General features: G+C 71.0%; 20 protein-coding genes and 1 tRNA gene. 9 read left to right on the forward strand and 12 right to left on the reverse strand.

Annotated features, from left to right (window positions below; translation table 11 throughout):
• Positions 1 to 36: 36 nt before the first annotated feature.
• Complete coding sequence (locus ABZ953_RS21815) at positions 37 to 774, reverse strand: hypothetical protein (protein WP_361726370.1); 738 nt, start codon at positions 772 to 774, stop codon at positions 37 to 39.
• 457 nt (positions 775 to 1,231) lie between these two features.
• Between ABZ953_RS21815 and ABZ953_RS21820 the strand changes: the two genes are divergently transcribed.
• Together ABZ953_RS21820 and ABZ953_RS21825 are read left to right on the forward strand one after the other, a co-directional pair.
• On the forward strand, positions 1,232 to 2,635 hold the full coding sequence (locus ABZ953_RS21820; RefSeq protein WP_361726372.1) for an NAD(P)/FAD-dependent oxidoreductase: 1,404 nt from the start codon (positions 1,232 to 1,234) through the stop codon (positions 2,633 to 2,635).
• Positions 2,636 to 2,876: 241 nt separating this feature from the next.
• Positions 2,877 to 4,172: a cyclopropane-fatty-acyl-phospholipid synthase family protein gene (locus ABZ953_RS21825; RefSeq protein ID WP_361726374.1), complete on the forward strand. Its 1,296-nt coding sequence runs from the start codon at positions 2,877 to 2,879 to the stop codon at positions 4,170 to 4,172.
• 201 nt (positions 4,173 to 4,373) lie between these two features.
• Here the strand turns inward: ABZ953_RS21825 and ABZ953_RS21830 are convergent, their stop codons facing one another.
• Together ABZ953_RS21830 and ABZ953_RS21835 are read right to left on the reverse strand one after the other, a co-directional pair.
• Positions 4,374 to 6,887, reverse strand: a complete 2,514-nt coding sequence (locus ABZ953_RS21830; protein ID WP_361726376.1) for an FtsX-like permease family protein — start codon at positions 6,885 to 6,887, stop codon at positions 4,374 to 4,376.
• Positions 6,888 to 7,042: 155 nt separating this feature from the next.
• Positions 7,043 to 7,813: an ABC transporter ATP-binding protein gene (locus tag ABZ953_RS21835; RefSeq protein ID WP_361726378.1), complete on the reverse strand. Its 771-nt coding sequence runs from the start codon at positions 7,811 to 7,813 to the stop codon at positions 7,043 to 7,045.
• Positions 7,814 to 8,207: 394 nt separating this feature from the next.
• Here ABZ953_RS21835 and ABZ953_RS21840 point away from each other — a divergent pair.
• Positions 8,208 to 8,290: transfer RNA gene (locus ABZ953_RS21840), tRNA-Leu, on the forward strand.
• A 114-nt stretch (positions 8,291 to 8,404) separates the two neighbouring features.
• Here ABZ953_RS21840 and ABZ953_RS21845 read toward each other — a convergent pair.
• Positions 8,405 to 10,387 (reverse strand): IclR family transcriptional regulator C-terminal domain-containing protein, encoded by a 1,983-nt coding sequence (locus ABZ953_RS21845; RefSeq protein ID WP_361726380.1) that lies wholly within the window; start codon positions 10,385 to 10,387, stop codon positions 8,405 to 8,407.
• Positions 10,388 to 10,545: 158 nt separating this feature from the next.
• On the opposite strand from ABZ953_RS21845, the gene ABZ953_RS21850 reads away from it, so the two are divergent.
• The 3 genes from ABZ953_RS21850 (at position 10,546) to ABZ953_RS21860 (ending at position 14,153) form a co-directional block, all read left to right on the forward strand.
• On the forward strand, positions 10,546 to 11,763 hold the full coding sequence (locus ABZ953_RS21850; protein WP_361726381.1) for a 4-hydroxybenzoate 3-monooxygenase: 1,218 nt from the start codon (positions 10,546 to 10,548) through the stop codon (positions 11,761 to 11,763).
• Between the two features lie 38 nt (positions 11,764 to 11,801).
• A complete protein-coding gene (locus ABZ953_RS21855; RefSeq protein WP_361726383.1) occupies positions 11,802 to 13,157 on the forward strand; it encodes an MFS transporter in 1,356 nt (451 codons plus the stop codon).
• Positions 13,158 to 13,223: 66 nt separating this feature from the next.
• Entirely contained in the window at positions 13,224 to 14,153 is a 930-nt protein-coding gene (locus ABZ953_RS21860; protein ID WP_361726385.1) for a Bax inhibitor-1/YccA family protein, read from the forward strand.
• A 107-nt stretch (positions 14,154 to 14,260) separates the two neighbouring features.
• On the opposite strand, the gene ABZ953_RS21865 is transcribed toward ABZ953_RS21860, so the two are convergent.
• Entirely contained in the window at positions 14,261 to 14,491 is a 231-nt protein-coding gene (locus tag ABZ953_RS21865) for a DUF4287 domain-containing protein (RefSeq protein WP_361726387.1), read from the reverse strand.
• A gap of 102 nt (positions 14,492 to 14,593) precedes the next feature.
• On the opposite strand from ABZ953_RS21865, the gene ABZ953_RS21870 reads away from it, so the two are divergent.
• The gene (locus ABZ953_RS21870) at positions 14,594 to 14,905 is read left to right on the forward strand and encodes a hypothetical protein (RefSeq protein WP_361726389.1); all 312 of its coding nucleotides are present in this window, start codon (positions 14,594 to 14,596) and stop codon (positions 14,903 to 14,905) included.
• A 44-nt stretch (positions 14,906 to 14,949) separates the two neighbouring features.
• On the opposite strand, the gene ABZ953_RS21875 is transcribed toward ABZ953_RS21870, so the two are convergent.
• From ABZ953_RS21875 to ABZ953_RS21885, 3 genes are all read right to left on the reverse strand, one after another.
• On the reverse strand, positions 14,950 to 15,828 hold the full coding sequence (locus ABZ953_RS21875; protein WP_361726516.1) for a hypothetical protein: 879 nt from the start codon (positions 15,826 to 15,828) through the stop codon (positions 14,950 to 14,952).
• 258 nt (positions 15,829 to 16,086) lie between these two features.
• Positions 16,087 to 17,307 carry an acetyl-CoA C-acetyltransferase gene (locus ABZ953_RS21880; RefSeq protein WP_361726391.1) on the reverse strand — a complete coding sequence of 407 codons (1,221 nt, stop codon included), beginning with the start codon at positions 17,305 to 17,307 and terminating at the stop codon, positions 16,087 to 16,089.
• 544 nt (positions 17,308 to 17,851) lie between these two features.
• Positions 17,852 to 18,862 carry an SGNH/GDSL hydrolase family protein gene (locus ABZ953_RS21885; protein WP_361726393.1) on the reverse strand — a complete coding sequence of 337 codons (1,011 nt, stop codon included), beginning with the start codon at positions 18,860 to 18,862 and terminating at the stop codon, positions 17,852 to 17,854.
• A 164-nt stretch (positions 18,863 to 19,026) separates the two neighbouring features.
• Between ABZ953_RS21885 and ABZ953_RS21890 the strand changes: the two genes are divergently transcribed.
• Entirely contained in the window at positions 19,027 to 20,418 is a 1,392-nt protein-coding gene (locus ABZ953_RS21890) for a cystathionine beta-synthase (protein ID WP_361726395.1), read from the forward strand.
• Between the two features lie 546 nt (positions 20,419 to 20,964).
• On the opposite strand, the gene ABZ953_RS21895 is transcribed toward ABZ953_RS21890, so the two are convergent.
• Positions 20,965 to 21,810 carry a helix-turn-helix transcriptional regulator gene (locus ABZ953_RS21895; protein WP_361726397.1) on the reverse strand — a complete coding sequence of 282 codons (846 nt, stop codon included), beginning with the start codon at positions 21,808 to 21,810 and terminating at the stop codon, positions 20,965 to 20,967.
• Positions 21,811 to 21,966: 156 nt separating this feature from the next.
• On the opposite strand from ABZ953_RS21895, the gene ABZ953_RS21900 reads away from it, so the two are divergent.
• Positions 21,967 to 22,728 (forward strand): SDR family oxidoreductase, encoded by a 762-nt coding sequence (locus ABZ953_RS21900; protein WP_361726399.1) that lies wholly within the window; start codon positions 21,967 to 21,969, stop codon positions 22,726 to 22,728.
• A gap of 21 nt (positions 22,729 to 22,749) precedes the next feature.
• Here the strand turns inward: ABZ953_RS21900 and ABZ953_RS21905 are convergent, their stop codons facing one another.
• The 3 genes from ABZ953_RS21905 to ABZ953_RS21915 are packed head-to-tail and all read right to left on the reverse strand — an operon-like array spanning position 22,750 to position 25,592.
• On the reverse strand, positions 22,750 to 23,169 hold the full coding sequence (locus ABZ953_RS21905; protein WP_361726401.1) for a hypothetical protein: 420 nt from the start codon (positions 23,167 to 23,169) through the stop codon (positions 22,750 to 22,752).
• Positions 23,170 to 23,180: 11 nt separating this feature from the next.
• On the reverse strand, positions 23,181 to 24,608 hold the full coding sequence (locus ABZ953_RS21910; protein WP_361726402.1) for a cytosine permease: 1,428 nt from the start codon (positions 24,606 to 24,608) through the stop codon (positions 23,181 to 23,183).
• Between the two features lie 51 nt (positions 24,609 to 24,659).
• Complete coding sequence (locus ABZ953_RS21915) at positions 24,660 to 25,592, reverse strand: ABC transporter substrate-binding protein (protein WP_361726518.1); 933 nt, start codon at positions 25,590 to 25,592, stop codon at positions 24,660 to 24,662.

Genomic DNA, 25,592 nt, shown 5'->3' on the forward strand with positions numbered 1-25,592 from the left:
CCGGCGCGCGGCCGGGCCGGTCAGCTCTCGTCCTGCTCAGCTCTCGTCCTGCTCGGGCGGGTCCGGTACGGGCGGGTCCTGCTCGGGCGGGTCCGGTACGGCGGCGCGCAGGTCGGCCGCCGCCCGGCGGACCTGCTCGGCGCGCTGCCGGTGCTCCGCGGCCTGCTCCGGTTGCTGACCGGCGAGGCGCTCGTACTCGTCGGCGAGCGCGTCCTGGACGGCCGTCAGCGCCTCGGTGGCCTTCGCGACCGGCCCCCGCAGGCGGCGGACCCGGCCTTCCAGGATTTCGTGCGGGGCGGGTCCGTCGGCGGCCTTCCGCAGTGCCGACGTGGTCGTTTCCCGCTGGACGGCACCGTTCTCCCGCTTGTCGCGCGCGTCGTGGCGGCGCAGCTTCTCTTCCTGCCGGTTCAGCCGGGCTTCGCTGGTCGCCAGCAGATGGCGGGCCCGGTCGATCGCCTCGTACGAGCGCTCCCGGAGGGTGGGGGCGTGGTCCTTGGACATACGGGATCGCTCGTCGGCCGCGCGCTCCCGTTCGTCGGCCGCGCGCTCCCGTTCGTCGGCTGCGCGCTCCCGGTGGTCGGCCGACTGCTCGCGCTTGTCGGCGACCTGCTCCCGGTGGTCGGCCTTGTGCTCGCGCTTGTCGGCGTCCCGCTCGCGTGCGTCGGCGTCCTGCTCGCGTTCGTCGGCCACGGCGTCTCGCTCACGCGCGCGGTGGGAGTCCGGGCGCGCGGCGTCGCTGGGCCCGTCTTCTTCGTCCGGCCGCTGTGTCCCCATACCGGCAGTATCCCCGCCCGCGCCGTGACGTGTGTGTTCGCGGAACATGTACCCAGCTGAGCGCGTCCTGTACCGTCTGAGCGGTCGCCAGGGGGCCCAAAAGGGCCTGGCGTCGACAGTGCGTCGGAAACTTCGTGAAGTTCTTCACAAGGAAAACGGCCCTGATGGGCGAGGTCAGGGGAGTTCGGACCCCCGAACGGGGCTCACGCGGGCCGTTTGGCGCGGGACCGAAGCCGCGCGCGGGTCCGGACGGAGCGCGTCACGGTCCAGTGGTCCACTCCGTACGAGGCCTCGGAGTGCAGCTCACAAGGGGTGGACAACGACTCGCGTGGTGCCGTGGTTCCCCTGCGCCACCATGACCTCCGTCACGTGGGCGGCGAAGTGTAGCAGAGGCGTTCCGCATGCTTGTGAAGGGGCGCACGAGCGACCCCTGTCGAGCGGGTGGATACTCGATGGCATGAGCACCACGGAGCGTCCCAGGATCCTCGTAGTAGGCGGTGGGTACGTAGGCCTGTACGCAGCTCGGCGCATTCTCAAGAAGATGCGCTTCGGAGAGGCGACCGTCACGGTCGTCGACCCCCGGTCGTACATGACCTACCAGCCCTTCCTCCCCGAAGCCGCCGCCGGCAGCATCTCGCCTCGGCACGTCGTCGTACCGCTGCGACGCGTACTGCCGAGGGCCGAGGTCCTCACCGGCCGGGTCACCACCATCGACCAGGACCGCAAGGTAGCCACGATCGCGCCGCTCGTCGGCGAGGCCTACGAGCTGCCCTTCGACTACCTCGTCATCGCGATGGGCGCGGTCTCCCGCACCTTCCCGATCCCCGGCCTCGCCGAGCAGGGCATCGGCATGAAGGGCATCGAGGAGGCCATCGGCCTGCGCAACCACGTCCTCGAGCAGCTCGACAAGGCTGACTCCACGACGGACGAGGACGTCCGTCGCAAGGCACTGACCTTCGTCTTCGTCGGCGGTGGCTTCGCGGGTGCGGAGACCATCGGTGAGGTCGAGGACATGGCCCGCGACGCGGCCAAGTACTACTCGAACGTGAAGCGCGAGGACATGCGCTTCGTCCTGGTCGACGTCGCCGACAAGATCCTCCCCGAGGTCGGCCCGAAGCTCGGCGCCTACGGCAAGGAGCACCTCGAGGGCCGCGGTGTCGAGGTCTACCTCAAGACCGGCATGGACTCCTGCGTGGACGGTCACGTGGTCCTGAACAACGGCCTCGAGGTCGACTCCAACACCATCGTGTGGACCGCGGGCGTCAAGCCGAACCCGGCGCTGTCCCGCTTCGGTCTGCCGCTCGGCCCGCGCGGCCACGTGGACACGCAGACGACGCTCCAGGTGCAGGGCACGGACTACATCTGGGCCGCGGGCGACAACGCCCAGGTGCCGGACATGGTCGGCCGCAAGGCAGGCAACGAGAACGCCTGGTGCCCGCCGAACGCCCAGCACGCGCTGCGTCAGGCGAAGGTCCTCGGCGACAACGTGATCTCCGGCATGCGGGGCTTCCCGCAGAAGGAGTACAGCCACGCCAACAAGGGTGCGGTCGCCGGTCTCGGCCTGCACAAGGGCGTCGCGATGATCGTCATGGGCAAGATGAAGATCAAGCTCAAGGGCCGTCTCGCCTGGTACATGCACCGCGCGTACCACGGCATGGCGATGCCGACGTTCAACCGCAAGATCCGCGTCTTCGCGGACTGGACGCTCGGCATGTTCCTCAAGCGCGAGGTCGTCTCGCTCGGCGCCATGGAGACGCCGCGCGAGGAGTTCTACGAGGCGGCCAAGCCCGCCCCGAAGCCCGCGGTCGCGGCCGAACCGGCCCCCGCGGTGAAGACCGAGGAGCGGGCGAAGGCCTCCTGACCTCGCGTCGCTGATCCACCCCGAAGGGGGCTGCCCGCCATCCGTGGTGCGGGCGGCCCCCTTCGGCGTACCCGGAGACCGGCAAGTAGATGTGATGGGCATCTATTTTGCCTTTCCGTGACGCCGCAACGGGACTGCGCCCTGGGGGCTTCGGTGTTTACGTGGTGTTGGACCGTCCCGGGACCCGCCTCCCCGAGCCCCGATTCCATCCGGGTGGGGGAGGCCCATTCGGAGGTGCGTCATGCACGACGCCGCACTGCGGCTGCAGAATCTCGCCGAACAGCTCATCGGAGCGCCCCTGCCCGTGCGCATCCGCGCCTGGGACCGGTCGGAGGCGGGCCCGCCGGGCGCTCCCGTCGTCGTCGTGCGCAATCGCAGGGCCCTGCGCCACCTCCTCTGGAAGCCGGGCGAACTGGGCCTGGCCCGCGCCTGGGTGGCCGGTGACCTGGACGTCGACGGCGACCTGTACGAGGCCCTCGACCGGCTCGCGGAGTTCATCTGGGAGCGCGACGACGACGCCGGGGGCCTGCGGAAAGCCCTGCGCGACCCCGAGGTCCGCGCCGCCGCCCGCTCGCTGCTCGCCCTCTCCGCACCCTTCCTGCCGCCCGCCCCGCCGCCCGAGGAGATGCGCAGACACGGCCGCCTCCACCGCCACACCAAGGGCAGCGACCGGCAGGCCATCAGCCACCACTACGACGTCGGCAACGACTTCTACGAGCTGGTCCTCGGCCCCTCGATGGTCTACTCGTGCGCGTACTGGGAGTCGCCCGACTCCACCCTGGAGAACGCCCAGCGCGACAAGCTCGAACTCGTCTCGCGCAAGCTCGGCCTGGAGCCCGGCATGCGCCTGCTCGACGTCGGCTGCGGCTGGGGCTCCATGGCGATCCACGCGGCCCGCGAGCACGGCGTGAGCGTCGTCGGCGTCACCCTCTCGCAGGAACAGGCCGCCTACGCCAGGAAGCGGATCGCCGAGGAGGGGCTGACGGACCGCATCGAGATCCGCGTCCAGGACTACCGCGACGTGCGCGACGGCCCCTACGACGCCATCAGCTCCATCGGCATGGCCGAACACGTCGGCGCCGAGCGCTACCTGGAGTACGCGAACGATCTGTACGCCCTGCTGCGCCCCGGCGGACGACTGCTCAACCATCAGATCGCACGGCGCCCGCAGGCCGACGAGTCCGCGTACAGCGTGGACGCGTTCATCGACGCGTACGTCTTCCCCGACGGGGAACTCGCGCCCGTCGGCAGCACGGTCGCGCTCCTGGAGCGGGCGGGCTTCGAGGCCCGCGACCTGGAGGCCATCCGCGAGCACTACGCCCTCACCCTGCGCCGCTGGGTGGCCAACCTGGAGGCCCACTGGCCCGAGGCCCAACGCCTCACGTCCCCCGGCCGAGCCCGCGTCTGGCGCCTCTACATGGCCGCATCCGCCCTCGCCTTCGAACGCAACAGCATCGGAGTGAACCAGATCCTGGCGGTGCGACCTCCGGACACGGGCCAGTCGGGAATGCCGCTGCGCTCAAGGGACTGGCGCTAGCAGACTCAGCCCGTCGGGGCGCAGTTCCAGCCCGTCCGGGCGTAGTTCCAGCCCGTCCGGCGTTTGAGGACATCTTTCAGCCCGTCCGGCGCTTGAGGACGAGCCGCGCAGCGGCACCTGCGCCGAGCACCCCGAAGGGCCCCGAGCGAGATCCCTCGCCCGGGGCCCTTCAACACCGACCGTCACCCCCTGCGGGAGCTACTACTCACTCTTGATCGCCATCAACGGATTAAGCCGCGCAGCGCTCCGCGCGGGCCACACCGCCGCGAGGACACCGACCAACGCCGCGACGGCCAGGAAGACCGCGATCCGGCCGACCGGGATCTCCATCGAGTACGTGGAGACCGCGTCGGCGACACTGCCGCCCACGGCCCAGGCCATGAAGAGGCCGAGGCCGATGCCGAGCACCGCGCCGAACAGCGAGATCACGATCGACTCCAGGCGCACCATCTGCTTGACCTTCGCGCGGTCGAGGCCGATGGCCCGCAGCATGCCGATCTCGTGCTTGCGCTCGAAGACCGACATGGCAAGCGTGTTGATGACGCCGAGCACCGCGATCAGGATGGCCATGCCGAGGAGCCCGTACAGCATGTTGAGGATCATGTTGATGCCACCGGCGACGGCGTTGCTGATGTCGTCCTTGTCCTGGACGGTGATGGCCGGGTTGTCGCCGAGGGCCTTGATGATGGCGTCCTCGGCGCTGCCCGACGTGCCGTCCTTCATCTTCACCAGGACCTGCTTGTCGACGATCTTGGAGAGGTGCGGGTCGACGACGGAGGTCGGGGCGAAGATGCCGCTCAGCATCTCGTTGCCCTCGTAGACGCCCGCGACCTTCAGCCGGACCGTCTTGCCGTCCTCGTCGAACTTCACCGGGAAGGTGTCGCCCGTCTTCAGGTGCTTGTCCTTGGCGACGTCCGTGTCGACCAGCGCCGTGCCGTCCTTCAGGCCGGCCGCCGAGCCACTGGCGAAGTCGAGACCCACCAGGTCGCCGAACGTCTTCGGGTCGACGCCGTTGACGGTCGTATAGCCGCCGTCCGCATTGTCGTACGCGGTACGCAGCGGGCTGGTCGCCTCGACCTCGGGGAGCTTGTCGAGCTTCTGGCGGACCTCCGGGGTCAGCGGCTCGAAGTTCGCCATGGAGACGCTGTAGTCGGCCTTCATGGCGCCCGCGGCCATCTTGTTGATGGCGCTGCCCATGGAGGTCGCGACGACCGTCATCGCCGTGATCAGGGTGAGGCCGATCATCAGGGCGGAGGCGGTGGAGGCGGTACGGCGCGGGTTGCGCACCGAGTTGAGGCGGGACAGCTTGCCGGTGACGCCGAACGGCTTGAGGAGCGGCGCCGAGGCGGCGATGAACGGCCGGGAGAGCAGCGGCGTCAGCACGATGACGCCGACGAGGATGGTCGCCGCGCCGCCCGCCATCACGTAGTTGTCGTCGTTGAACAGCAGGACCGCGCCGAGGGCGACGACGAGCGAGCCGATGGTGTTGCGGACGACCAGACCACGCGTGGTGGGCGTGGCGTGGACGCTGTTCATCGCGGCGACCGGCGGGATCTTCGCCGCGCGGCGGCCGGGCAGCCAGGCGGCCAGCATGGTCACGACCACGCCGATCAGGAGCGCCACCACGATCGTCATCGGGGCGATGACGAGGGGCCCGTCCGGCAGCGAGGCGCCGCCGGAGTTCATCAGGGCCTGCAGCCCGACGGAGACGCCGATGCCGAGCCCGAAGCCCGCCGTGGCGGCGACCAGGCCGACCAGGAACGCCTCGATGAGCACGGAGCGCGTCACCTGGCGGCGCGAGGCTCCGACGGCCCGCATCAGGGCGAGCTCCTTGGTGCGCTGGGCGACCAGCATGGTGAAGGTGTTGGCGATGATGAAGATGCCGACGAAGAGCGCGATGCCCGCGAAGATCAGCAGGACCTGGCTCATGGAGCTGGTCTGCTCCTCGATCATCCTGTCCTGCTCGGTCTTGAGCTCCGCGCCCGTCTGCGTCGAGGTGTCCTTGGGCAGGATCTTCTCGACCGCGCTGTTCAGGGCCGCCTCGGAGGTGCCCGCGGCGGTCTTCACGTCGATCTCGTCGTACTCGGTCTTGCCGAGCGCCTTGAGCGCGGTCTTGTTGTCGAGGACGACGAGGCTGCCGCCCGCGACGACGCTGCCGTCGTCGGTGTCGAAGATGCCGCTGACCTTCGCGGTCCGCACCGGGCCGTCGGTGGAGTAGCGGACGGTGTCGCCCACCTTGTAGCCGGTGCGCTCGGCGGTACGGCTGTCGACGGCGATGTCGGCGACGGACTTCGGGGCGGCGCCCGCGGTGAAGTCGTAGCGCGGGTCCTTGCCGTCCTTGGCCGGGAAGAAGTTGGTGCCGGTGGTGCCCCACTCGCCACCGACCAGCTTGCCGTTCTTGTCGGCGAGCGCGGTGAAGCCGGAGACGGAGCCGATGGCGGAGTCCGCGCCGGGCAGTTCACCGGCCTTCTTCAGGAGGGAGTCGGTGAGGCGCGGCTTCTGCTTCTTCTCGTCGTCCGAGGAGCCCCCGTCGGACTGGATGGCCACGGAGACGTGGTCGAAGCTCTTCGCCGACTTGTTCTTGTAGGCGTCGCCGAAGGTGTCGGTGAAGATCAGGGTGCCGGAGACGAAGGCGACGCCGAGCATGACGGCGAGCACGGTCATCAACAGCCTGGCCTTGTGCGCGAGCACGTTGCGCAGGGCGGTACGGAACATGGGAGTGAGTCCAGGGTGAGGGGGGCCGGTCGGTGGGGGGCGCCCCGAAGGGGCGCGGGGAACTGCGCGCTCAGCCACGAACGGCCCGCAGTCCCGGGAAGAGCTCAGCCAAGAGGCCGGACGGGACGGGACAACCGCTCAAGGCCGAGCGGCCACTAGCTCGTGCGGCCCTTCGCGTCGAAGTGCTTCATCCGGTCGAGCACCCCGTCCGCCGTCGGCTGGTGCATCTCGTCGACGACCCGCCCGTCGGCGAGGAAGATCACGCGGTCCGCGTACGACGCGGCGACCGGGTCGTGGGTGACCATCACGACGGTCTGCCCGAGATCGCGCACCGAGTTGCGCAGGAAGCCCAGGACCTCGGCGCCCGAGCGCGAGTCGAGGTTTCCGGTCGGCTCGTCACCGAAGATGATCTCCGGCTGGGAGGCGAGCGCGCGGGCCACGGCGACGCGCTGCTGCTGGCCGCCGGAGAGCTCGGTCGGGCGGTGCTTGAGGCGCCCGGAGAGACCGACCATCTCGATGACCTGCTCCAGCCACTCCCGGTTCGGCTTGCGACCCGCTATGTCCATCGGCAGCGTGATGTTCTCCAGGGCGGTCAGCGTCGGCAGCAGGTTGAACGCCTGGAAGATGAAACCGATCTTGTCCCGGCGGAGCTTGGTGAGCTGCTTGTCCTTGAGCGTGGACAGCTCGGTCTCGCCGAGGCGCACGGAGCCGGAGCTGAAGCTGTCCAGGCCCGCGACGCAGTGCATCAGGGTCGACTTGCCGGAGCCCGACGGGCCCATGATCGCGGTGAACTCGCCCTGCCCGAAGTCGACGGAGACGCGGTCCAGGGCGACCACCTTGGTCTCGCCCTGTCCGTACACCTTGGAGAGTTCCGTGGCGCGCGCTGCCACGGAGGTGGCGCGGGCGGCGAAGGGGGTGGTGGTCACGGGACGGTGCTCCTGTCGGGACGACGAGTGGGGACGTATTCCATCCTCCTGGCCGATCAGCGCCTTGGAGTCACCCCCTGATCCGGTTCCGGGGGCCCTCTCCAGTCGGACTTGAGGCTGCCCTGTCATACCTGGGTATGACACGTATCCCTGATGCGGAAAGGGGGAGAAAGCGGTGACGGGGCCGTCAGGGCGGCTAAATTCCGTCATTCCGTGCAGAGGCCCACGAGACCGGCCGGGGCCGGGGAAAGGCCTCCGGCATGTGCCGATGGAGTGAGCCTTGGTCTGATGCACCCTCAGACGTCAATAAAATAAGACAACATCGGGCTCTCTCTCCGCTGTTCGGGGGATGCCTCCCGATAGGGTCGAAGCCTCGACGCGGAGCCCATGGCCTGCCCGGATGGTGGAATGCAGACACGGCGAGCTTAAACCTCGCTGCCCCTCGGGGGCGTGCCGGTTCGAGTCCGGCTCCGGGCACTTCCGCTGCACTTGTGTGCGGCGTGTGCGCGTTGCGTGTGGCCGTCCTGATGGCCCGTCACCTCAAGTTTCCCTCACCGGCATTGGCCGCCCCATCGACCGTGATCAATGCCCCTAGGGCACGCGCACGGTGTTGAAGCGGGCCGCGGTGTGCAGGTCGGCCTCGATGGCCGCGGCGGTCTCGCGCAGTACGGGGAGCAGGGCGTCGCGAGTCCCGGACGCCGGGCCCGCACCGGCGTGCTGCGCCACGTTCAGCGCCGCGACGACCGTGCCCCGCGCGTCCCTGACCGGCACGGCGACCGAGCGCAGCCCCTCCTCCAGCTCCTGGTCGGCGACGGCGTGGCCGTCGGCGGCGACCCGGTCGACGAGCCGGGCGAGCTCGCCGGGGTCCGTCACGGTGTGCGGGGTGAGGGCGCGCGGCGGCGCGGCCCGCAGGAGGCGTTCGCGCTCCGCGTCCGGGAGCCCGGCGAGCAGGACCCGCCCCATGGCGGTGGCGTACGCGGGGAAGCGGGTGCCGACCGTGATATGGACGCTCATGACGCGCACCGTCGCCGCCCGCGCGACGTACAGGATGTCCGTGCCGTCCAGGACCGTGACCGACGCCGACTGGTGCACCCGGTCCGTCAGGTCGCGCAGATGCGGCTCGGCGAGGTCGGCGAAGGTGAGCCGGGACAGGGCGGCGTGGCCCAGCTCCAGGATGCGGGGGAGCGGGCGGTACAGGCGCCCGTCGTGTGCCGCGTACCCGGCCAGCTCCAGGGTGTGCAGACAGCGCCGCGCGGTGGCCCTCGGCAGCCCGGTCGCCGCGGCGAGCGCGGTGAGCGGAAGGCCGTCGCCGCGGGCCTCGCCGAGGGCACGCAGCACGGTGAGGCCGCGGGCCAGCGACTGCAGGAATCCGGCGCCGAGTCCTGCTTTGGCGGCGAGGAGGTCGGGCGCAGACGCCTCGCCCCGGGCACCTGCCCCGGGCGGGGTGCTTGCCTGGGGCGGGCTATCTGCCTCGGGCGGGGTGCTTGCCTCGGGCGGGCTATCTGCCTCGGGCGGGGTGCTTGCCTCGGGCGGGCCATCTGCCTCGGGCGGGGTGCTTGCCCCGGGCGAGGTGCTTGCCCCGGGCGAGGTGCCTGCCCGGGACGAGGCGCCCGCCCGGGACGAGGCACCCGCCTGAGGCGAGGCGCCTGCCCCGGGCGAGGCGCCTGCCCCGGGCGAGGCGCCTGCCCCGGACGAGGCGCCTGCCCGGGACGAGGCGCCTGCCCGGGACGAGGCACCCGCGCCCCCCGGATACGGCACCCCAGGCGCGTCCCACAACTCCGCCAATCGCTCCGCCTCCGCGCGCAGCCGCGGCAGCACCGCCTCGGCGAGGCCCTCCGCCGTGTGTCTGCTGGTGTGGCTCACTGCCGACAGGGCGTACCGGATGTGCCCCGAGCCGTCGCGCACCGGGACCGCCACCGCGATCAGGCCCGGCTCGATCAGCTGGTCGTCCAGGGCCCAACCCGTCGCGCGGGAGCGGGCCACGCGGGCCGCGAGGTCCGGCAGCTCCGGCGGCTCCGGCGGGTCCGGCAGGTCCTTCGGCGCGGGGCCCGGCGGCAGGGCGGGGAAGGCGGCCGCCGCGGGCCCGGCGGCGACGCGGGCCCGCCACGCCGCCCACCGCTCCGCGTCCCACGCGTCCGCGAACAGCGCACCGGGCGCGCACCGTTCGGGCGGCAGCAGGTCGCCGATGCGGAAGGCGACCGACATCGCGCGGCGCCGCGCGGCCTGCGTCACGAAGCGCACCCCGTCGCCGTCGGGCACGGCGAGGGAGACCGACTCGTCGAGCTCGTCCGCGAGCCGCGCGGTGCGCGCAGCCACCTCGCCGGTCAGGCCGCTGGCCGCCAGATAGGCGTTGCCGAGCTCCATGAGGCGGGGCGTGAGGCGGAGTTCCTGGCCGCGCACGCGTACGTAGCCGAGGTGGTCCAGGGTCGTCACGACCCGGTCGACCGTGGAGCGGGCAAGGCCCGTGGCCCGTACGAGATCGCTCGCGCGGGCCCCGTCCACCACCGTGAGCGCGCTGAGCGCGCGCAGGACGGCGAGACCGCGCTCCAGGGGCCGTACCGACTCTTCGGGCATGGCGCGTCTCCTCGCAGCGTGGGATCAGCGTGAAATCAGCGTGAAATCGGGTGCCGCAGGACCGTTGACAGCGCGCGGCCACGCCCAGAGACTCCGGTCAGCACATTATGAACGAAAGTTCACCAGGCGAACAAGCCCAGGGGGAGAGTGGTCTGTCGATGCGCACCACCGTCGGCATCATCGGAGCCGGACCCGCCGGGCTGCTCCTCGCCCGCCTGCTCCACAACGCCGGTATCGCCTCCGTCGTCCTGGAGAGCCGCGACCGCGCGTACGTGGAGCAGCGCCAGCGCGCCGGAATCCTGGAACAGGGCACCGTCGACGTGCTGCGCGAGGCCGGGGCGGGGGCCCGCATGGACCGCGAGGGCCTCCCGCACGACGGCATCGAGCTGCGCTTCGCCCGCCGCAGGCACCGTGTCGACTTCCCCGCGCTGACGGGCGGCAGGTCCGTCATGGTCTACGCGCAGACCGAGGTCTGCAAGGACCTCATCGCCCTCCAACTCGCCGACGGCGGACCGCTGCTCTTCGAGGCGGAGGCGCTGGAGGTGACGGGCGCCGACACGGAGAACCCGAGCGTCCGCTTCCGCCGCAAGGGGCACGAGGGGCACGAGGGGCGCAAGGGGCACGACGGGCGCGAGGAGACCTTGGCGTGCGACTACGTAGTGGGCTGCGACGGCTACTGGGGTGCGTCCCGCAAGGCGATACCGGAGAAGCTCTCCCAGACCTTCGAGCGCACCTACCCCTTCGGCTGGCTCGGCATCCTCGCCGACGTCCCGCCCTCCCACGACGAGCTGGTCTACGCCCGCCACGACCGCGGCTTCGCCCTGCTCTCCATGCGGTCGCCGACCGTCACGCGCGCGTACCTCCAGGTTCCCGACGGCACCGCGGCACAGGACTGGGCCGACGACCGGATCTGGGCCGAGCTCGACCGCCGCCTGGAGACCGACGACCCGGCCTGGGCACTGCGGCGCGGACCCGTCCTCGCCAAGTCCGTCACGCCCCTGCGCGGCTACGTCCACGAGCCCATGCGGCACGGCAGGCTCTTCCTCGCCGGGGACGCCGCGCACATCGTCCCGCCGACCGGCGCCAAGGGCCTCAACCTCGCGGTCGGCGACGTCGTCACCTTCGCCCGCGCGCTGATCCGCTACCGCGGGACGGGCGATCCGAGCCGCCTCGACGCGTACTCCGAGACCTGCCTGCGCCGCGTCTGGCAGGCCGAACGCTTCTCGTACGCGATGACGACCCTGCTCCACCGCGCACCCGACGCCACCCCCTTCGAGGACCGCATCCAGCTGGCCCGGCTCGACCGGATCACCACGGCACGCTCCGCCGAGACCGACCTCGCGGAGGCCTACACCGGATTCCCCCTGGACCGGTAAGGGTCGGCCAGAGCGAGCAGAAGCAGAAGGAAGAAACCGTGACCCCATCCCCCGAGCGCACCTTCCGATCCGTCGCGCCCGTCATCGCCCTCTGCTGGCTCGTCGTCTTCTTCGACGGGATGGACGTCAACCTCTACGGCGCCGTGCTTCCGCACCTCGTCGACGACCCCGACCTCGGCTTCACCCCGTCCACCGCGGGCACCATCGGCTCCTGGACCACCTTCGGCATGCTCGTCGGCGCCCTCGGCTGCGGCACCCTCACCGACTGGGCGGGACGCAAGCCGATGGTGACGGGCAGCGTCGTCCTCTTCTCGCTGGGCTCCGCGCTCTGCGCGCTCGCGCCGAGTGCCGCCTACTTCGGCGCCGGGCGGTTCGTCTCCGGGCTCGGGCTCGGCGGGCTCATGCCGATCGGGCTCGCGATCGTCGCCGAGTTCGCGCCGCCCCGCCGGGCCGCGCTCGCCACCGGCCTCATGATGACCTCGTACCACGCGGGCGGCATGGCGGCGACGGGCCTGGGTCTCGCGCTCGGCCCCGGCCACGGCTGGCGCCTCGTCTTCTGGACCGGCGTGCTCCCCGCGGCGGTCGCCGTGCCGCTGGTGTGGAAGTGGCTGCCGGAATCGCCGGGCGTGCTGCTGGCAAAGGGCCGGGTCCGGGAGGCCGAGGCGGTCGCCGCCCGCTACCTGCTGCCCGCCCCGACGCCCGCGGAAGCACCCGAGGCCGGGGCGAGGGGCCGCTTCGCCGCCGTCGCCGCGCTCCTCGCCCCGGGGCGGCGCCTCGCGACCCCGCTCCTGTGGCTCGCCTCCTTCGCCGGGTTGCTCCTCGTCTACGGCGTCTCCACCTGGCTCCCCGAGCTCATGCGGGCCTCCGGCTACTCGCTCTCCTCCTCCGTCACCTTCCTCATGGTGATCAACGCGGGCGGCATCGTCGGCATGCTGGTCGCCGGGCGCACCGCGGACCGGTTCGGCGCGGTCAAGGTCTCCGCCGTCTGGTTCCTGCTGACCGCGTGCGGCGCCTTCCTGCTCAGGGCCCAACTGCCCCTCGGCGTCGCCTACGCCGTCGTCTTCGTCACCGGCATCTGGCTCTTCTCCGCGCAGGTCATGGTCTACGCGGCCACTCCCTCGGTCTACCCGCCCGCGCAGCGCGCCACGGGGCTCGGCTGGGTCACCGGCGTCGGACGCACCGGGGCGGTCGTCGGACCGTGGCTGGGCGGGGCGGTGGTCGCGGGCGGCAACGCCTCGCTCGGCTTCACCACCTTCGCGGTGGCCGCGGTGCTCGGCGCCGTCGCCATCTCGCTGGTGCCACTCGTCAGGGGGAAGGGTTCCGATCCGGGAACAGTACGGGCGGTCCCACGCGTTCTCGGTCACAGTGAGGGAAAGATCCTCCCCAAGCACTAGGCTCATCCTTTTGCCTACGCATTACTCTTGGAGCAAAGCCACACCCGGTGGTCATGGAGGAGTGAAATGAGGAGCAGTAACCCGGTCTTCTCGCGACGGGGGTTCAGCCGCGACAACGGCTACGCCGGCTTCGGCGCGCAGCCGCAGGCCGGGGGACCCGCAGCCGCGACCCAGACCCACCAGGGCAACCCGTACGCGCAGGGCAACCCGTATGGCGGAGGCCAGGCCCCCACGGCCAACCCGTACGCCACCAATCCGTACGCCCAGCAGGACGCGCAGTACGGAGCGCCCCAGGCGCCCGTGACCACGTCCGGCCGCATGACGATGGACGACGTCGTCATGCGTACGGCGACCACGCTCGGCACGCTCGTGGTCACGGCCGCGATCGCCTGGGCGCTGCTGCCGGTGGACGACGCCAACATCAGCAAGTCGTACGGCATCGCGATCGGCGCGGGCCTCATCGCGATGGTGCTCGGCCTCGTCCAGGCCTTCAAGCGCAAGGCCTCGCCCGCGCTGATCCTGACGTACGCGGCCCTGGAAGGCGTCTTCCTCGGCGTCGTCTCCAGCGTCGTCGACAACCGCATCGCGAGCGGCGCGGCCATGCAGGCCGTGCTCGGCACGATGGCCGTGTTCATCGGCGTCCTCGTGGCGTACAAGGCGGGCTGGATCCGCGTCAACCGGCGCTTCTACGGCTTCGTGATGGCCGCCGCGATGGGCTTCCTGCTGCTGACCGCCGTGAACCTGCTGTTCATGGTCTTCGGCGGCGGTGACGGTCTCGGCTTCCGCAGCGGTGGCCTCGGCATCGTCTTCGGCATCGTCGGCATCCTGCTCGGCGCCTGCTTCCTTGCCCTGGACTTCAAGCAGGTCGAGGACGGCATCGCGTACGGCGCGCCGAAGGAAGAGGCCTGGCTCGCCGCGTTCGGTCTGACGATGACGCTCGTCTGGATCTACATGGAGTTCCTGCGCCTGATCGCGATCTTCTCGGGCAACGACTGAGACTGATCGAGCTGATCGAGGGGCACCCTGAACGACCGAAGGGCCCGCGGACCGGAAACGGTCCGCGGGCCCTTCGCCGTGTGATGTCGGGTCGGAGCGGGGTCGGGTCAGAGCAGTTTGCGGGCGGCCCGCCTGAGGTCGTACTCGTGGATGATCGCTTTCGCGTGGCCGTACGCGAGGTTGTGTTCGGTGCGGAGCCAGCTCACCTTCTCCTCGAAGCGGAAGAGAGAGGGGCCGTCGTCCACGGCGCGGAGCCAGTCGGACACTTCACGACCGGTGCATTGGGGGATTCGGGCGAGCAGGTTGCGGTGGGTCTCCTCGGAGAAGACTTGGGACATCGGCGCCTCCGGACGCGTCGCGATGTGTTCCGTCCTTCACGCCACCGTGCCTGAGCGTTGAGGCGTTGGCAACAGTCCCGCAAAGGCGCATAAGGTCGCGGGGTGCTCGATACGACGCCTTTGACGGCCGCAGTGGACCATTTCGCCGACCGCCTGCGGGCCGCGCCGCAGAGCCGCCTGCAGCGCGGAGCGGCGACCGAAGCGCTCGCTCTGGCCAGGGAGTTGGCGCTGTACGCGCAGCGCATCGAGGAGCCGGACGCGGAGCCGCGGGAGATGCCGGACGCGGGGATGTTCGCCGCGGCCGACCAGATCACCGTCGCGGGGCGCGATCTCGCCCTCGTACTGACGGACCCTCAGGACCTGACGCGGGCGCTTGAGCTGGTGGCGCGGGCGCAGAAGCGGGCCGGGGTGTGACTCCGGCCCGGCCGCCCGCCCGGCCGGGGGTATGACACAGGCTCTTAGACCGAGGCGATGACGCGGTCGGCCAGGATGTAGATGTTCTCGGCGCCGCACTCGAAGGTCAGGGCGTACGCGCCGGAGATGCCGGAGCCGCCGAGCAGGACCGGGGTACGGCCCTCGCTCAGGGCCGTCGCCAGGAGCTCCGCGGTCTCGCGGTGTCCCGGGGTCATGCACAGCGTCGTCCCGTCCGCGAAGACGTACACGTCCAGGGTGCCCAGCGGGCCGGGGCGGACGTCGGCGAGGGCGGTGCGGGCGTCGGCCAGCTCCTCCAGGCACGCGACCGTGCGCTCGTGGTCGCCGTGGCCCTCGGGCGTCGGCGTCTGCACCGGCACGAAGTCCGGGTGCGAGGGGTGGCGGCGGCGGGCGGCGGCCAACTCGGGAGAGTCTCCCCCGAGGACTCCGTCCAGGGAGGTGCCCCCCGCGAACTCGTCGGTGCCCGCCGAGTCGGCGAAGGGCTCGATGACCGGTTCGAGGCTGTCCGACTCCAGGCCCGCGAAATCGGCCTGGCGCGGCAGGAAGAGCTCGTCGGCGATGCCGTCGGGCAGGCCGGAGAGGCCGGAGAGGCCACTGAGCAGCGTTGGACCGTCGGCGCCCTCACGGGCCTCCTGGGCGGCCCAGAAGGCGCGCGCCTCGGCGAGTTCGCGCTCCCGCTCCTCGGCGAGGGCCTCGGTCACGGCCGCGCGTATCTCGTCGGTGTCGACCGAGGTGCGGGCGCCCGGCACCGAGGGGTGCGGGCCGCCCGTGGCGCGGCTTTCGGCCAGTTCGGTGTGCAGGGCTGTGATCTCGGTGAGCTGCTTCCGCAGACCGTGCACCGCGTGCAGGGCAGCGGCACCCACGGCCGTGGCAGCGGCTGTGGAGAGCAGCAGGGCAAGAGGCAAGGCGCTCACTGACGTACTCCCGGTTTCAAGTCGACCCCCGACTTCCTACATCAGCTTGAAGCCTGCACGATCCACCTGTCAGTGCATTACGTCACGAAGTGGACAGGACTTTAGGCCCGAGGAGCGCCCCGGATGGCTCTGAGCTGGTCATATGCCTCTCCCCCAGGAGATAGGTCACATCCTGGGGGAGATTGGGTCACGAAGTGATGCAGCGACGCGGTGTCAGCGCCGCGAACTGTGTGTCAGCGAAAAGTGGCTTCAGCTGAGGCGTTCGATGACCATCGCCATGCCCTGGCCGCCGCCGACGCACATCGTCTCCAGGCCGAACTGCTTGTCGTGGAACTGGAGGGAGTTGATGAGCGTGCCGGTGATGCGGGCGCCCGTCATGCCGAAGGGGTGGCCCACCGCGATGGCGCCGCCGTTGACGTTGAGCTTGTCGAGCGGGATGCTCAGGTCGCGGTAGGAGGGGATCACCTGGGCGGCGAAGGCCTCGTTGATCTCGAAGAGGTCGATGTCGTCGACGGTGAGACCGGCGCGGGACAGGGCCTGCTTGCTGGCCTCGACCGGGCCGAGGCCCATGATCTCGGGGGAGAGGCCGGTGACGCCGGTGGAGACGATGCGGGCGAGCGGCGTCAGGCCGAGCTCGCGGGCCTTCGTGTCGCTCATGATCACGAGGGCGGCGGCGCCGTCGTTGAGCGGGCAGCAGTTGCCTGCGGTGACGAGTCCGTCGGGGCGGAAGACGGGCTTGAGGCCCTGGACGCCTTCGAGGGTGACGCCCGCGCGGGGTCCGTCGTCCTTGCTGACGACGGTGCCGTCGGGGGTCGTCACCGGGGTGATCTCGCGCTCCCAGAAGCCGTTCTTGATGGCCTCCTCGGCGAGGTTCTGCGAACGGACCCCGAACTCGTCCATGTCCTGACGGGTCACGCCCTTGGCGCGGGCGAGGTTCTCGGCGGTCTGGCCCATCGCGATGTACGCGTCCGGGATCAGGCCGTCCTCGCGCGGGTCGTGCCAGGTGGTGCCCTCGGTCTTGCTCACGGCCTCGGTGCGGGCCTCGGCGTCGGCGAAGAGGGGGTTGTGGGTGTCGGGGAGGCCGTCGCTGGACCCCTTCTTGCTCCGCGACACCATTTCCACACCGGCGGAGATGAAGACGTCGCCCTCGCCCGCCTTGATGGCGTGCAGGGCCATGCGGCTCGTCTGCAGGGAGGAGGAGCAGTACCGGGTGATGGTGCAGCCCGGGAGGTGGTCCATGCCCATCTGCACGGCGACGATGCGGCCGAGGTTGTGCCCCTGCTCGCCGCCCGGCAGGCCACAGCCGAGCATCAGGTCGTCGATGAGCTTCGGGTCGAGCTCGGGGACCTTGGCGAGGGCGGCCTCGATGATCGTGGCGGTCAGGTCGTCCGGACGCAGATCCTTCAGCGAGCCCTTGAAGGCGCGGCCGATCGGGGTGCGTGCGGCAGAAACGATCACGGCTTCGGGCATCAGGACGCTCCAGTGGCAGTGGCGAGTGGCGAAGGGGCAGGACTCACTGGGAAGTTACCTGCACGTAATGGGGTGGGTCATCGGGTGGGGGGTGTGACTCGGGACGCATTTCTAAGCGGGCGCTCAGGCCGCGGGGCCGTGGGCGGAAGGGGGGTGCGCTGCTGGCTGCGGGCTGACGTGGGTTGCTCGCGCAGTTCCCCGCGCCCCTTGGTGGGCTGGGGTGCGTTTCTGTCTGCGGGTGCGTCGTGGCTGGTCGCGCAGTTCCCCGCGCCCCTTTGGCGGCACCTTCGGGCGGGCGGTGAGGAGGACTCCCTCAGGGGCGCGGGGAACTGCGCGAGTAACCACGACGCGGCTGTAGGCGAAGGGTGGTGGAGGGTTCGGGTGTGCTGCTGGCTGTGGGTGCGTTGTGGCTGGTCGCGCAGTTCCTCGCGCCCCTTGGCGGGGCCTTTGGTCGGGCGGTGAGGAGGACTCCCCAGGGGCGCGGGGAACTGCGCGAGTAACCACGACGCGGCTGCAGGCGAAGAGCTTCCCCCCCGCCCCGGGGTCAGTGGGGGAGGGGGGCCGGGTCCGGGGTGTGGATGCGGCGGCGGCGACGGCGTTTGAGGAGTGCCCACGGCCCCCGTGGCCCCGTAGGCATCGCCGCAGTGACCTCCGTACCGCCCTCCGAAGCCGCCTGAGCCGCCGCTCGGGCCACCGGCAGGAACCCCTCGCGCCGCGAGACGTCGGGGCGCTCCTCCTCGGGCCACAGCCCCAGCGAAGCGCACAACGTGGGCAGCACCGCCATCGCCGCCGTCGCATACCCCTCCGCGGAGGGGTGGTACCGGTCAGGACCGAACAGCTCCCGCGGATTCGCCGCGAACTCGGGCCCGAGCAGATCGCCGAGCGACACCGTCCGCCCGCCCTGCTCCACCGCCCCGATCGTCTGCGCCGCGGCGAGCTGCCGCGAGACGCGGCGGGCCAGCCACCGCAGCGGCTGGTAGACGTTCTCGACCGTGCCCAGGTCGGGGCAGGTGCCGACGACGACCTCCGCCCCTGCCGTACGGAGCCTGCGGACCGCCGCGGAGAGGTGGCGTACGGAGCGGGTGGGCGGCATCCGGTGCGTCACGTCGTTCGCGCCGATCATGATGACGCAGACGTCCGGCACCCAGGACGGGTCCGAGAGGATCAGCGTCACCTGCCGGTCCAGGTCGTCCGACTGGGCGCCGGGCAGCGCCACGTTCCGCAGGTCGACCGGCTGCTCGCCCACCGCGGCGAGCCCGGAGGCGAGCAGCGCCGCCGGGGTCTGCCGGGCCCGGTGGACGCCCTGTCCCGCCGCCGTGGAGTCGCCGAGCATCGCGAACCGCACCGCCGAGCAGCCGATGGCGCGGTCGGCGAAGGCCCCGCCGTAGCGGCCGTCGGCGCGCGGTGGGTCCACGTGGCCGTTGCCCACGTTCCGTTTCGCCAGCTGCACCTCGGCGAGCACCACGCCCACCGTGGCGGCCCCGAGCAGCCCGATGCCGCCGCCGCCGTACGCCGCGCCCGCGGCGATCCGCCGTGCCACCCTCGCCCTCGACATGCCCTGCAGCCACCTCCTGGGGCCGTACCGCTTCATACGGCCGTACATGCACTCATTGCCCCGTAAGCACGGTCGGCCAATCGCAAGCAGAGGTGAACGGATGAGTCGGACCCTTAGGCTGACCGCACCAATTCGTCGCACTACATCGCAGCCCGGAGACAACGGTGCAATTCCACGACTCGATGATCAGCCTCGTCGGCAACACCCCGCTGGTGAGGCTCAACAACGTGACCGCGGGCATCCAGGCGACCGTCCTGGCCAAGGTCGAGTACTTCAACCCCGGCGGTTCCGTGAAGGACCGCATCGCGCTGCGCATGATCGAGGCGGCGGAGCAGAGCGGGGAGCTGAAGCCCGGCGGCACCATCGTCGAGCCCACCTCCGGCAACACCGGAGTCGGTCTCGCCATCGTGGCCCAGCAGAAGGGCTACAAGTGCATCTTCGTCTGCCCCGACAAGGTGTCCCTCGACAAGATCAACGTGCTGCGCGCATATGGCGCCGACGTGGTCGTGTGCCCGACCGCCGTCGACCCCGAGCACCCGGACTCGTACTACAACGTCTCCGACCGCCTGGTCCGTGAGACGCCCGGCGCCTGGAAGCCCGACCAGTACAGCAACCCCAACAATCCGCTCTCCCACTACCACTCCACGGGCCCCGAGCTCTGGGAGCAGACGGACGGGAAGATCACCCACTTTGTGACGGGCATCGGGACCGGCGGCACGATCTCCGGTACGGGCGGCTATCTGAAGGAGGTCTCGAAGGGGCAGGTCACCGTCGTCGGTGCCGACCCCGAGGGGTCCGTGTACTCCGGCGGTTCCGGGCGGCCCTACCTCGTCGAGGGCGTCGGTGAGGACTTCTGGCCGACGGCGTACGACCGTACGGTCACGGACGAGATCGTCGCCGTGTCCGACAAGGACTCCTTCCAGATGACGCGGCGCCTGGCCAAGGAGGAGGGGCTGCTCGTCGGCGGGTCCTGCGGCATGGCCGTCGTGGCGGCGCTGCGGGTCGCCGAGCGGCTCGGCCCCGACGACGTCGTGGTCGTCCTGCTCCCGGACTCCGGCCGCGGCTACATGAGCAAGATCTTCAGTGACGAGTGGATGAACGACTACGGCTTCCTGGAGCAGGCGGGCGACGCGCCGCGCGTCGGTGACGTGCTGAGCCGCAAGGAGGGCGGCGAGCTGCCCTCGCTGGTGCACATGCACCCCGAGGAGACGGTCGGCGAGGCCATCGACGTGCTCCGCGAGTACGGGGTGTCGCAGATGCCGATCGTGAAGCCGGGCGCGGGGCACCCCGACGTGATGGCCGCGGAGGTCATCGGCTCGGTCGTCGAACGGGAGCTCCTGGACGCCCTGTTCACGCAGCGCGCCTCGCTCTCCGACCCGCTGGAGAAGCACATGTCGGACCCGCTGCCGCAGGTCGGCTCCGGGGAGCCGGTGGCGGACCTGATGTCGGTGCTCGGCAGGGCCGACGCGGCGATCGTCCTGGTCGAGGGCAAGCCGACCGGTGTCGTGAGCCGACAGGACCTGCTCGCGTTCCTGGCGGCTCAGCCGGGGCAGTGAGGCGGGGGCCAGGCCGGGTCTTCGCGGAAGTGGTACGCGGGCGTCATGTTCGCGCAGCACGCGCTTAACACGGGTACGGCACAGTGTTCTGTGTCGGCGTCAGGAACTTCGGAGCGGCTCCCGGAACTCCACGGACGCCTGGACGTGGCCTGGCCCTGACCGAGCCCACGTCCGCCGCGGAGACCGCTGTCGTCCCGGCCCCTGGGGTTCGCCCCCCGGGGGCGCGGCGGTCTCCGCGGCGACCGGCCGAACGGACCTTCACCTGCGGGCCCGGTGGGGGCTGATCGCGCAGTTCCCCGCGCCCCTTAAAGGGAACAGGTCTCATCCGATCTGCGGGCTCGGTGGGGGCTTGTCGCGCAGTTCCCCGCGCCCCTTTGGCAGCACCTTCGGCCGGGCAGCGAGGAGGACCACCCAGGGGCGCGGGGAACTGCGCGACAAGCCACGGCGGGCCCGCACATGGAAACGACCAGCAGGAACCCTTAAGGGGCGCGGGGAACTGCGCGACAAGCCCCCACCGGGCCCGCACCATGAATGAGCGCCGTCCGTTCAGGGCCCCGCGACCTCGGGGAGGGGCACGGTCCAGCTGCCGAGCAGCGCCAGCCTCTCCGCGCTCTCCGAACCCGGCTCCGGCGTGTAGACGACCAGCAGTTGCTCGGGGTCGCCGGGCAGGGTCAGCGTTTCGTAGGGGAGGACCAGGTCGCCCGCGACGGGGTGGGTGATCCGCTTCACGCCGTGGGTCTTCTCCTTGACCTGGTGGTCCGCCCACAGTCGGCGGAAGTCCTCGCTCTTGACGGACAGCTCGCCGACCAGCGAGCAGAGCGCCGTGTCCGAGGGGCACCGCGCGGCGTCGAGGCGCAGATACGCGACGGTCTCCGCCGCCACCGCCTCCCACTCCGGATAGCACGCCTTGCCGGGCCCTTCGAGGAAGACCTGGCGGGGGATGTTGCGCTCGGCGGGCGTGAGGCGGGAGAAACCGTTCAGGGCATCGCCCATCGCGTTCCACGCCAGGACGTCCATGCGGCGGCCGAAGACGAACGCGGGCGCCCGGTCGATCGTGTCGAGCAGCAGCTGCAGGCCGGGCCGGACCCGCTGCGTGGCGGCGGCGGACCGCCGGGGCCGCGGCCGCGGCCGGGCCACGGTGCGCAGGTAGGCGTGCTCGGTCTCGTCAAGACGCAGCACGCGGGCGATCGCGTCGAGCACGGCGTCGGACACCGAGGGCCCGCGGCCCTGTTCGAGACGGATGTAGTAGTCCACGCTCACGCCCGCCAGCTGGGCGACCTCCTCACGGCGCAGGCCGGGCACGCGGCGGCGCCCGTGCGCGGTGAGGCCCACGTCCGCGGGCTGTATGCGGGCGCGCCGTGAGCGCAGGAAGTCTCCGAGGTCACCGTCCATGCGTTCGATCCTAGAGCGGCGGCCGGAGCTGAGCCTGGTACTGGCAGACCCAGGAAAAGCACAGCCCTGGGTAGCGGGGCGCGCGGTGCGCAGAGTGGTGCTCGCCGCCGGGGAGACCCCCGGACGGACGGCAAGGACCGCAAAGGGAGTTCAGCAATGTCGTACGAGAAGCTGCAGGACCGCACCGCCCTCGTCACCGGCGCCGCCAGCGGCATCGGCGAGGCCACGGCCCGGCTGCTCGCCGCCCGGGGCGCGCGGGTCGTCCTCCTCGCCCGGCGCACGGAGCGGCTCGACGAGCTGGCCGCGAAGATCGAGGCGGACGGCGGACGCGCGCTCGCCGTGACCGCCGACATCACCGACCAGGCGTCGGTGGACGCCGCCGTGGAGCGCGTACACGCGGCGTACGGACGTGTCGACCTGGTGGTGAACTCGGCGGGCGTGATGTTCCCCAACCCGGTCACCGAGGCCCGCACCGACGAGTGGCAGCGGATGCTGGACACGAACGTGGCGGGCGCGCTGCGGATCATCGGCGCCTTCACGCCCGACCTGATCGAGGCGGCCGCCGAGGGCGCGACGGCGGACCTGGTCAACATCTCCTCGATCGGCGCGCACATCCCGTTCACCAACTACGCGGTGTACGGGGCGACGAAGGCGGCGCTGACCTATCTGTCGGAGTCGCTGCGCACCGAGCTCGGCCCGCGCGACGTGCGCGTCACCAACGTCGAGCCGGGCTTCACGGACACCGAGCTGCGCGGGCACGTCGACAACGACGAGCTCAGCGAGCAGCTGGACGGCATGTTCGGCGCGGTCGGGTCGCTGGCCTCGGACGACATCGCGGACCTCATCGCGTACGCGGCGAGCAGGCCGCGCCACGTCAACGTGCGCCAGCTGATCGTGCTGCCCACGCGCCAGGCGTGAGCCGACACCTCGCCGAAAGAGTCAGTCGTCCCACTCCGACGCGCGCTCGCGGCGTCGGCGCCCGAACTGCGCGCCGCGCACCGAGTGCACCGCGTTCACCCCGAAGATGCCGGCCCAGCACACGAAGAGCCCGGTCAGGTCGGCGTTGACCACGGCGATCGCGGAGAGCGGGATGGCGAGGACCAGGGAGATCACGCCGAATCCGAAGCGCTCGCCCCACGAGTCGACGCCGCTGCCGGGGGAGCGGGCGCCGCGGGCGACGACCATCTGCTGCTCGGCGAGGTGGCGTCGCAGGCGGCGGTCGACCGTGCCGTCGAGGCGCTGCTCGATCTTCCCCAGGAACGAGTCGACCAAGGCGGAGTCGTACTCCTCGCCGAGCTCTCTGCGGGCGTGCAGAGTGGCGTCGAGTTCCTTCTTGAGTTCGGCGTCTCTGGCTTCCATAACCGTTCACGTTACGGGGCGGAGGCCTCGGTGGCGGTGGGGCTAACCCCCCTTTCCGTGCGGGGCCCATCCCCAGGGACGGGCGGATTCCGCCGCGCGAGCGTCCAGTACAGCGCCGCGGGCACCACGAGCCCCACGATCCACGAGATGTCGGCGCCGCCCAGCGGGTCGACCAGCGGTCCCGTGTAGAAGTGGGTGGCGAGGAAGGGCAGCTGGGCGAGGACCCCGACGCCGTAGACGACCAGCGCGTCCCAGCGCCAGGCGCCGTAGCGGCCGTGCGGGTCGAAGAGGGCGGGGATGTCGTACCGCTCCCGCGAGATCAGGTAGTAGTCGACCAGGTTGATGGCCGACCACGGCGTGAAGAAGGTCAGCAGGAACAGCAGGAAGTCCTTGAAGGACGACAGGAAGCTGTCCTTGCCGAGCAGCGCGACCGCCGTGCCCGCCACCATGATCACCGCGATGTACGCGGCCCGCCCCCGGGGCCCGAGGACCCGGTTGCCGCGGAATCCGCTGATGCTCGTGACCATCGACATGAAGCCGCCGTACGTGTTGAGCACGTTGATGGTCAGCTTGCCGAGCGCGATCACGAAGTAGAGGAGGGAGGCGATCAGGCCGGTGCCGCCGAGGCCGACGACATAGCCGACCTGGTCGTCGAGGAAGGCGTCCCCCGCGCTCGCCGCGACGAGCACCCCGAACGTCATCGACCACTGCGAGCCGAGCGCCGACCCGGAAAGGGTCCACCAGAACGTGGCCTTCGCCGACGTCGTGCGCGGCAGGTAGCGCGAGTAGTCGGCCACGTACGGGCCGAAGGCGAGCTGCCAGGACGCCGAAAGGGAGATGGCGAGCAGGAACATCGGCAGGTCGAAGTGGGCGTCGGAGAGCAGCGCGGACAGGTCCACGCGGTCCAGGAGCCGGATGCCGAGGTAGACGAAGGCGAGCGCGCAGATCACGCTCGCCACCCGGCCGAGCGCGTGGATGACGCGGTAGCCGACCGTCGCCATGACCGCCGTGATGACGGCGAAGACCACGATGCCGGTGGTGTCGTCCGTGTGCGTGAGCTCGGCGGTGGCCTGCCCGGCGAGCACGCTGCCGCTCGCGAAGAACCCGACGTACATGAGGATGACGAGGAGCAGCGGGACGACCGCGCCCTTCACCCCGAACTGGGCCCGGGACTGGATCATCTGCGGCAGCCCGAGCTTCGGCCCCTGCGCCGAGTGCAGCGCCATCACCGCGCCGCCGAGGAGGTTGCCGAGGACGAGGCCGACGAGCGACCACACCACGTCGCCGCCGAAGACGACGGCGAGGGCGCCCGTGACGACCGCGGTGATGTGCAGATTGGCGCCGAGCCAGAGCGTGAACTGGCTGAACGCGGTGCCGTGCCGTTCGTCGTCGGGGACGACGTCGATGGAGCGCCGCTCCACCAGATCCTCTGCTGCCATGCCGGTCAACTCCCTGTGCTTTGTACGGGACTTACCTGCTACTGCCTGCTGTTACTTCGTGAGGCCGTGCCGCTCCGCCCAGTCGGCGGCGACGTCCTCGGGGTCCTTCTTGTCCTTGTCCACCAGGCGGTTGAGCTCGGTGAGCTGCTCGGTCGTCAGGAGGGCGCCGAGGCGGGCGAGGGCCTTGCGCACGGTCGAGTCGGCCTTGCGGTCGGCGACGAGCGGGACGATGTGCTGGCCGGGGACGAGGTTCTTGGGGTCGGTGAGGACGACCCAGTGCTCGGCGGCGATGTCGGTGTCGGTGGTGAAGAGGTTCGCGACGTCGACGTCGCCCTTGCGCAGGGCGCCCTTCACCAGCGGCCCGGAGGAGTCGAGCGACTTGAACTCCTTGAAGTCCACGCCGTACACGTCCTTCAGGCCGACCGCGCCGACCGTGCGCTTCTTCACCTCGGGCGCGGCGCCGATGACGAGCTTGCCGTTGTGCTTCGCCAGGTCGGCGAGTGATTTGAGGCCGTACTCCTTCGCGGTGTCGCGGGTGACGACGAACGCGTCGGAGTCCTCGGCCCGCCCGTACGGGAGGATCTGCAGCCCGCGCGGGAGGCGCATGGCGAGGGCGTTCTGCATCTCGCCCTCCTCCGTGGCCTTCGCCTTGGGGTCGAGGTAGTGCAGGAGGGCGCCCTGGTACTCGGGCAGCAGGTCGATGTCGCCGCCCTTGAGTGCGGGGATGAGGATCTCGCGGGTGCCGAGGTTGGGGCGGACGGTGGTCTTCACGCCCGCCGCTTCGAGCGCGGCGGCGTAGAGGTGGCCGAGGACCTGGTTCTCGGTGAAGTTGGCGGTGCCGATGGTGACGCCGCCCTTGCTGGACCCGCCGCCCGAGCCGCCGGAGCCGTCGCCGTTGAGCGAGGTGATGCCGCCGCCGCACGCGGCGAGCGCGGGGACGGAGGCGGCGGCGAGGAGCCCGCCGAGGAGGTTTCTGCGGTTGAT

The organism is Streptomyces sp. NPDC046465 (assembly GCF_040646035.1).
Lineage (GTDB): Bacteria > Actinomycetota > Actinomycetes > Streptomycetales > Streptomycetaceae > Streptomyces.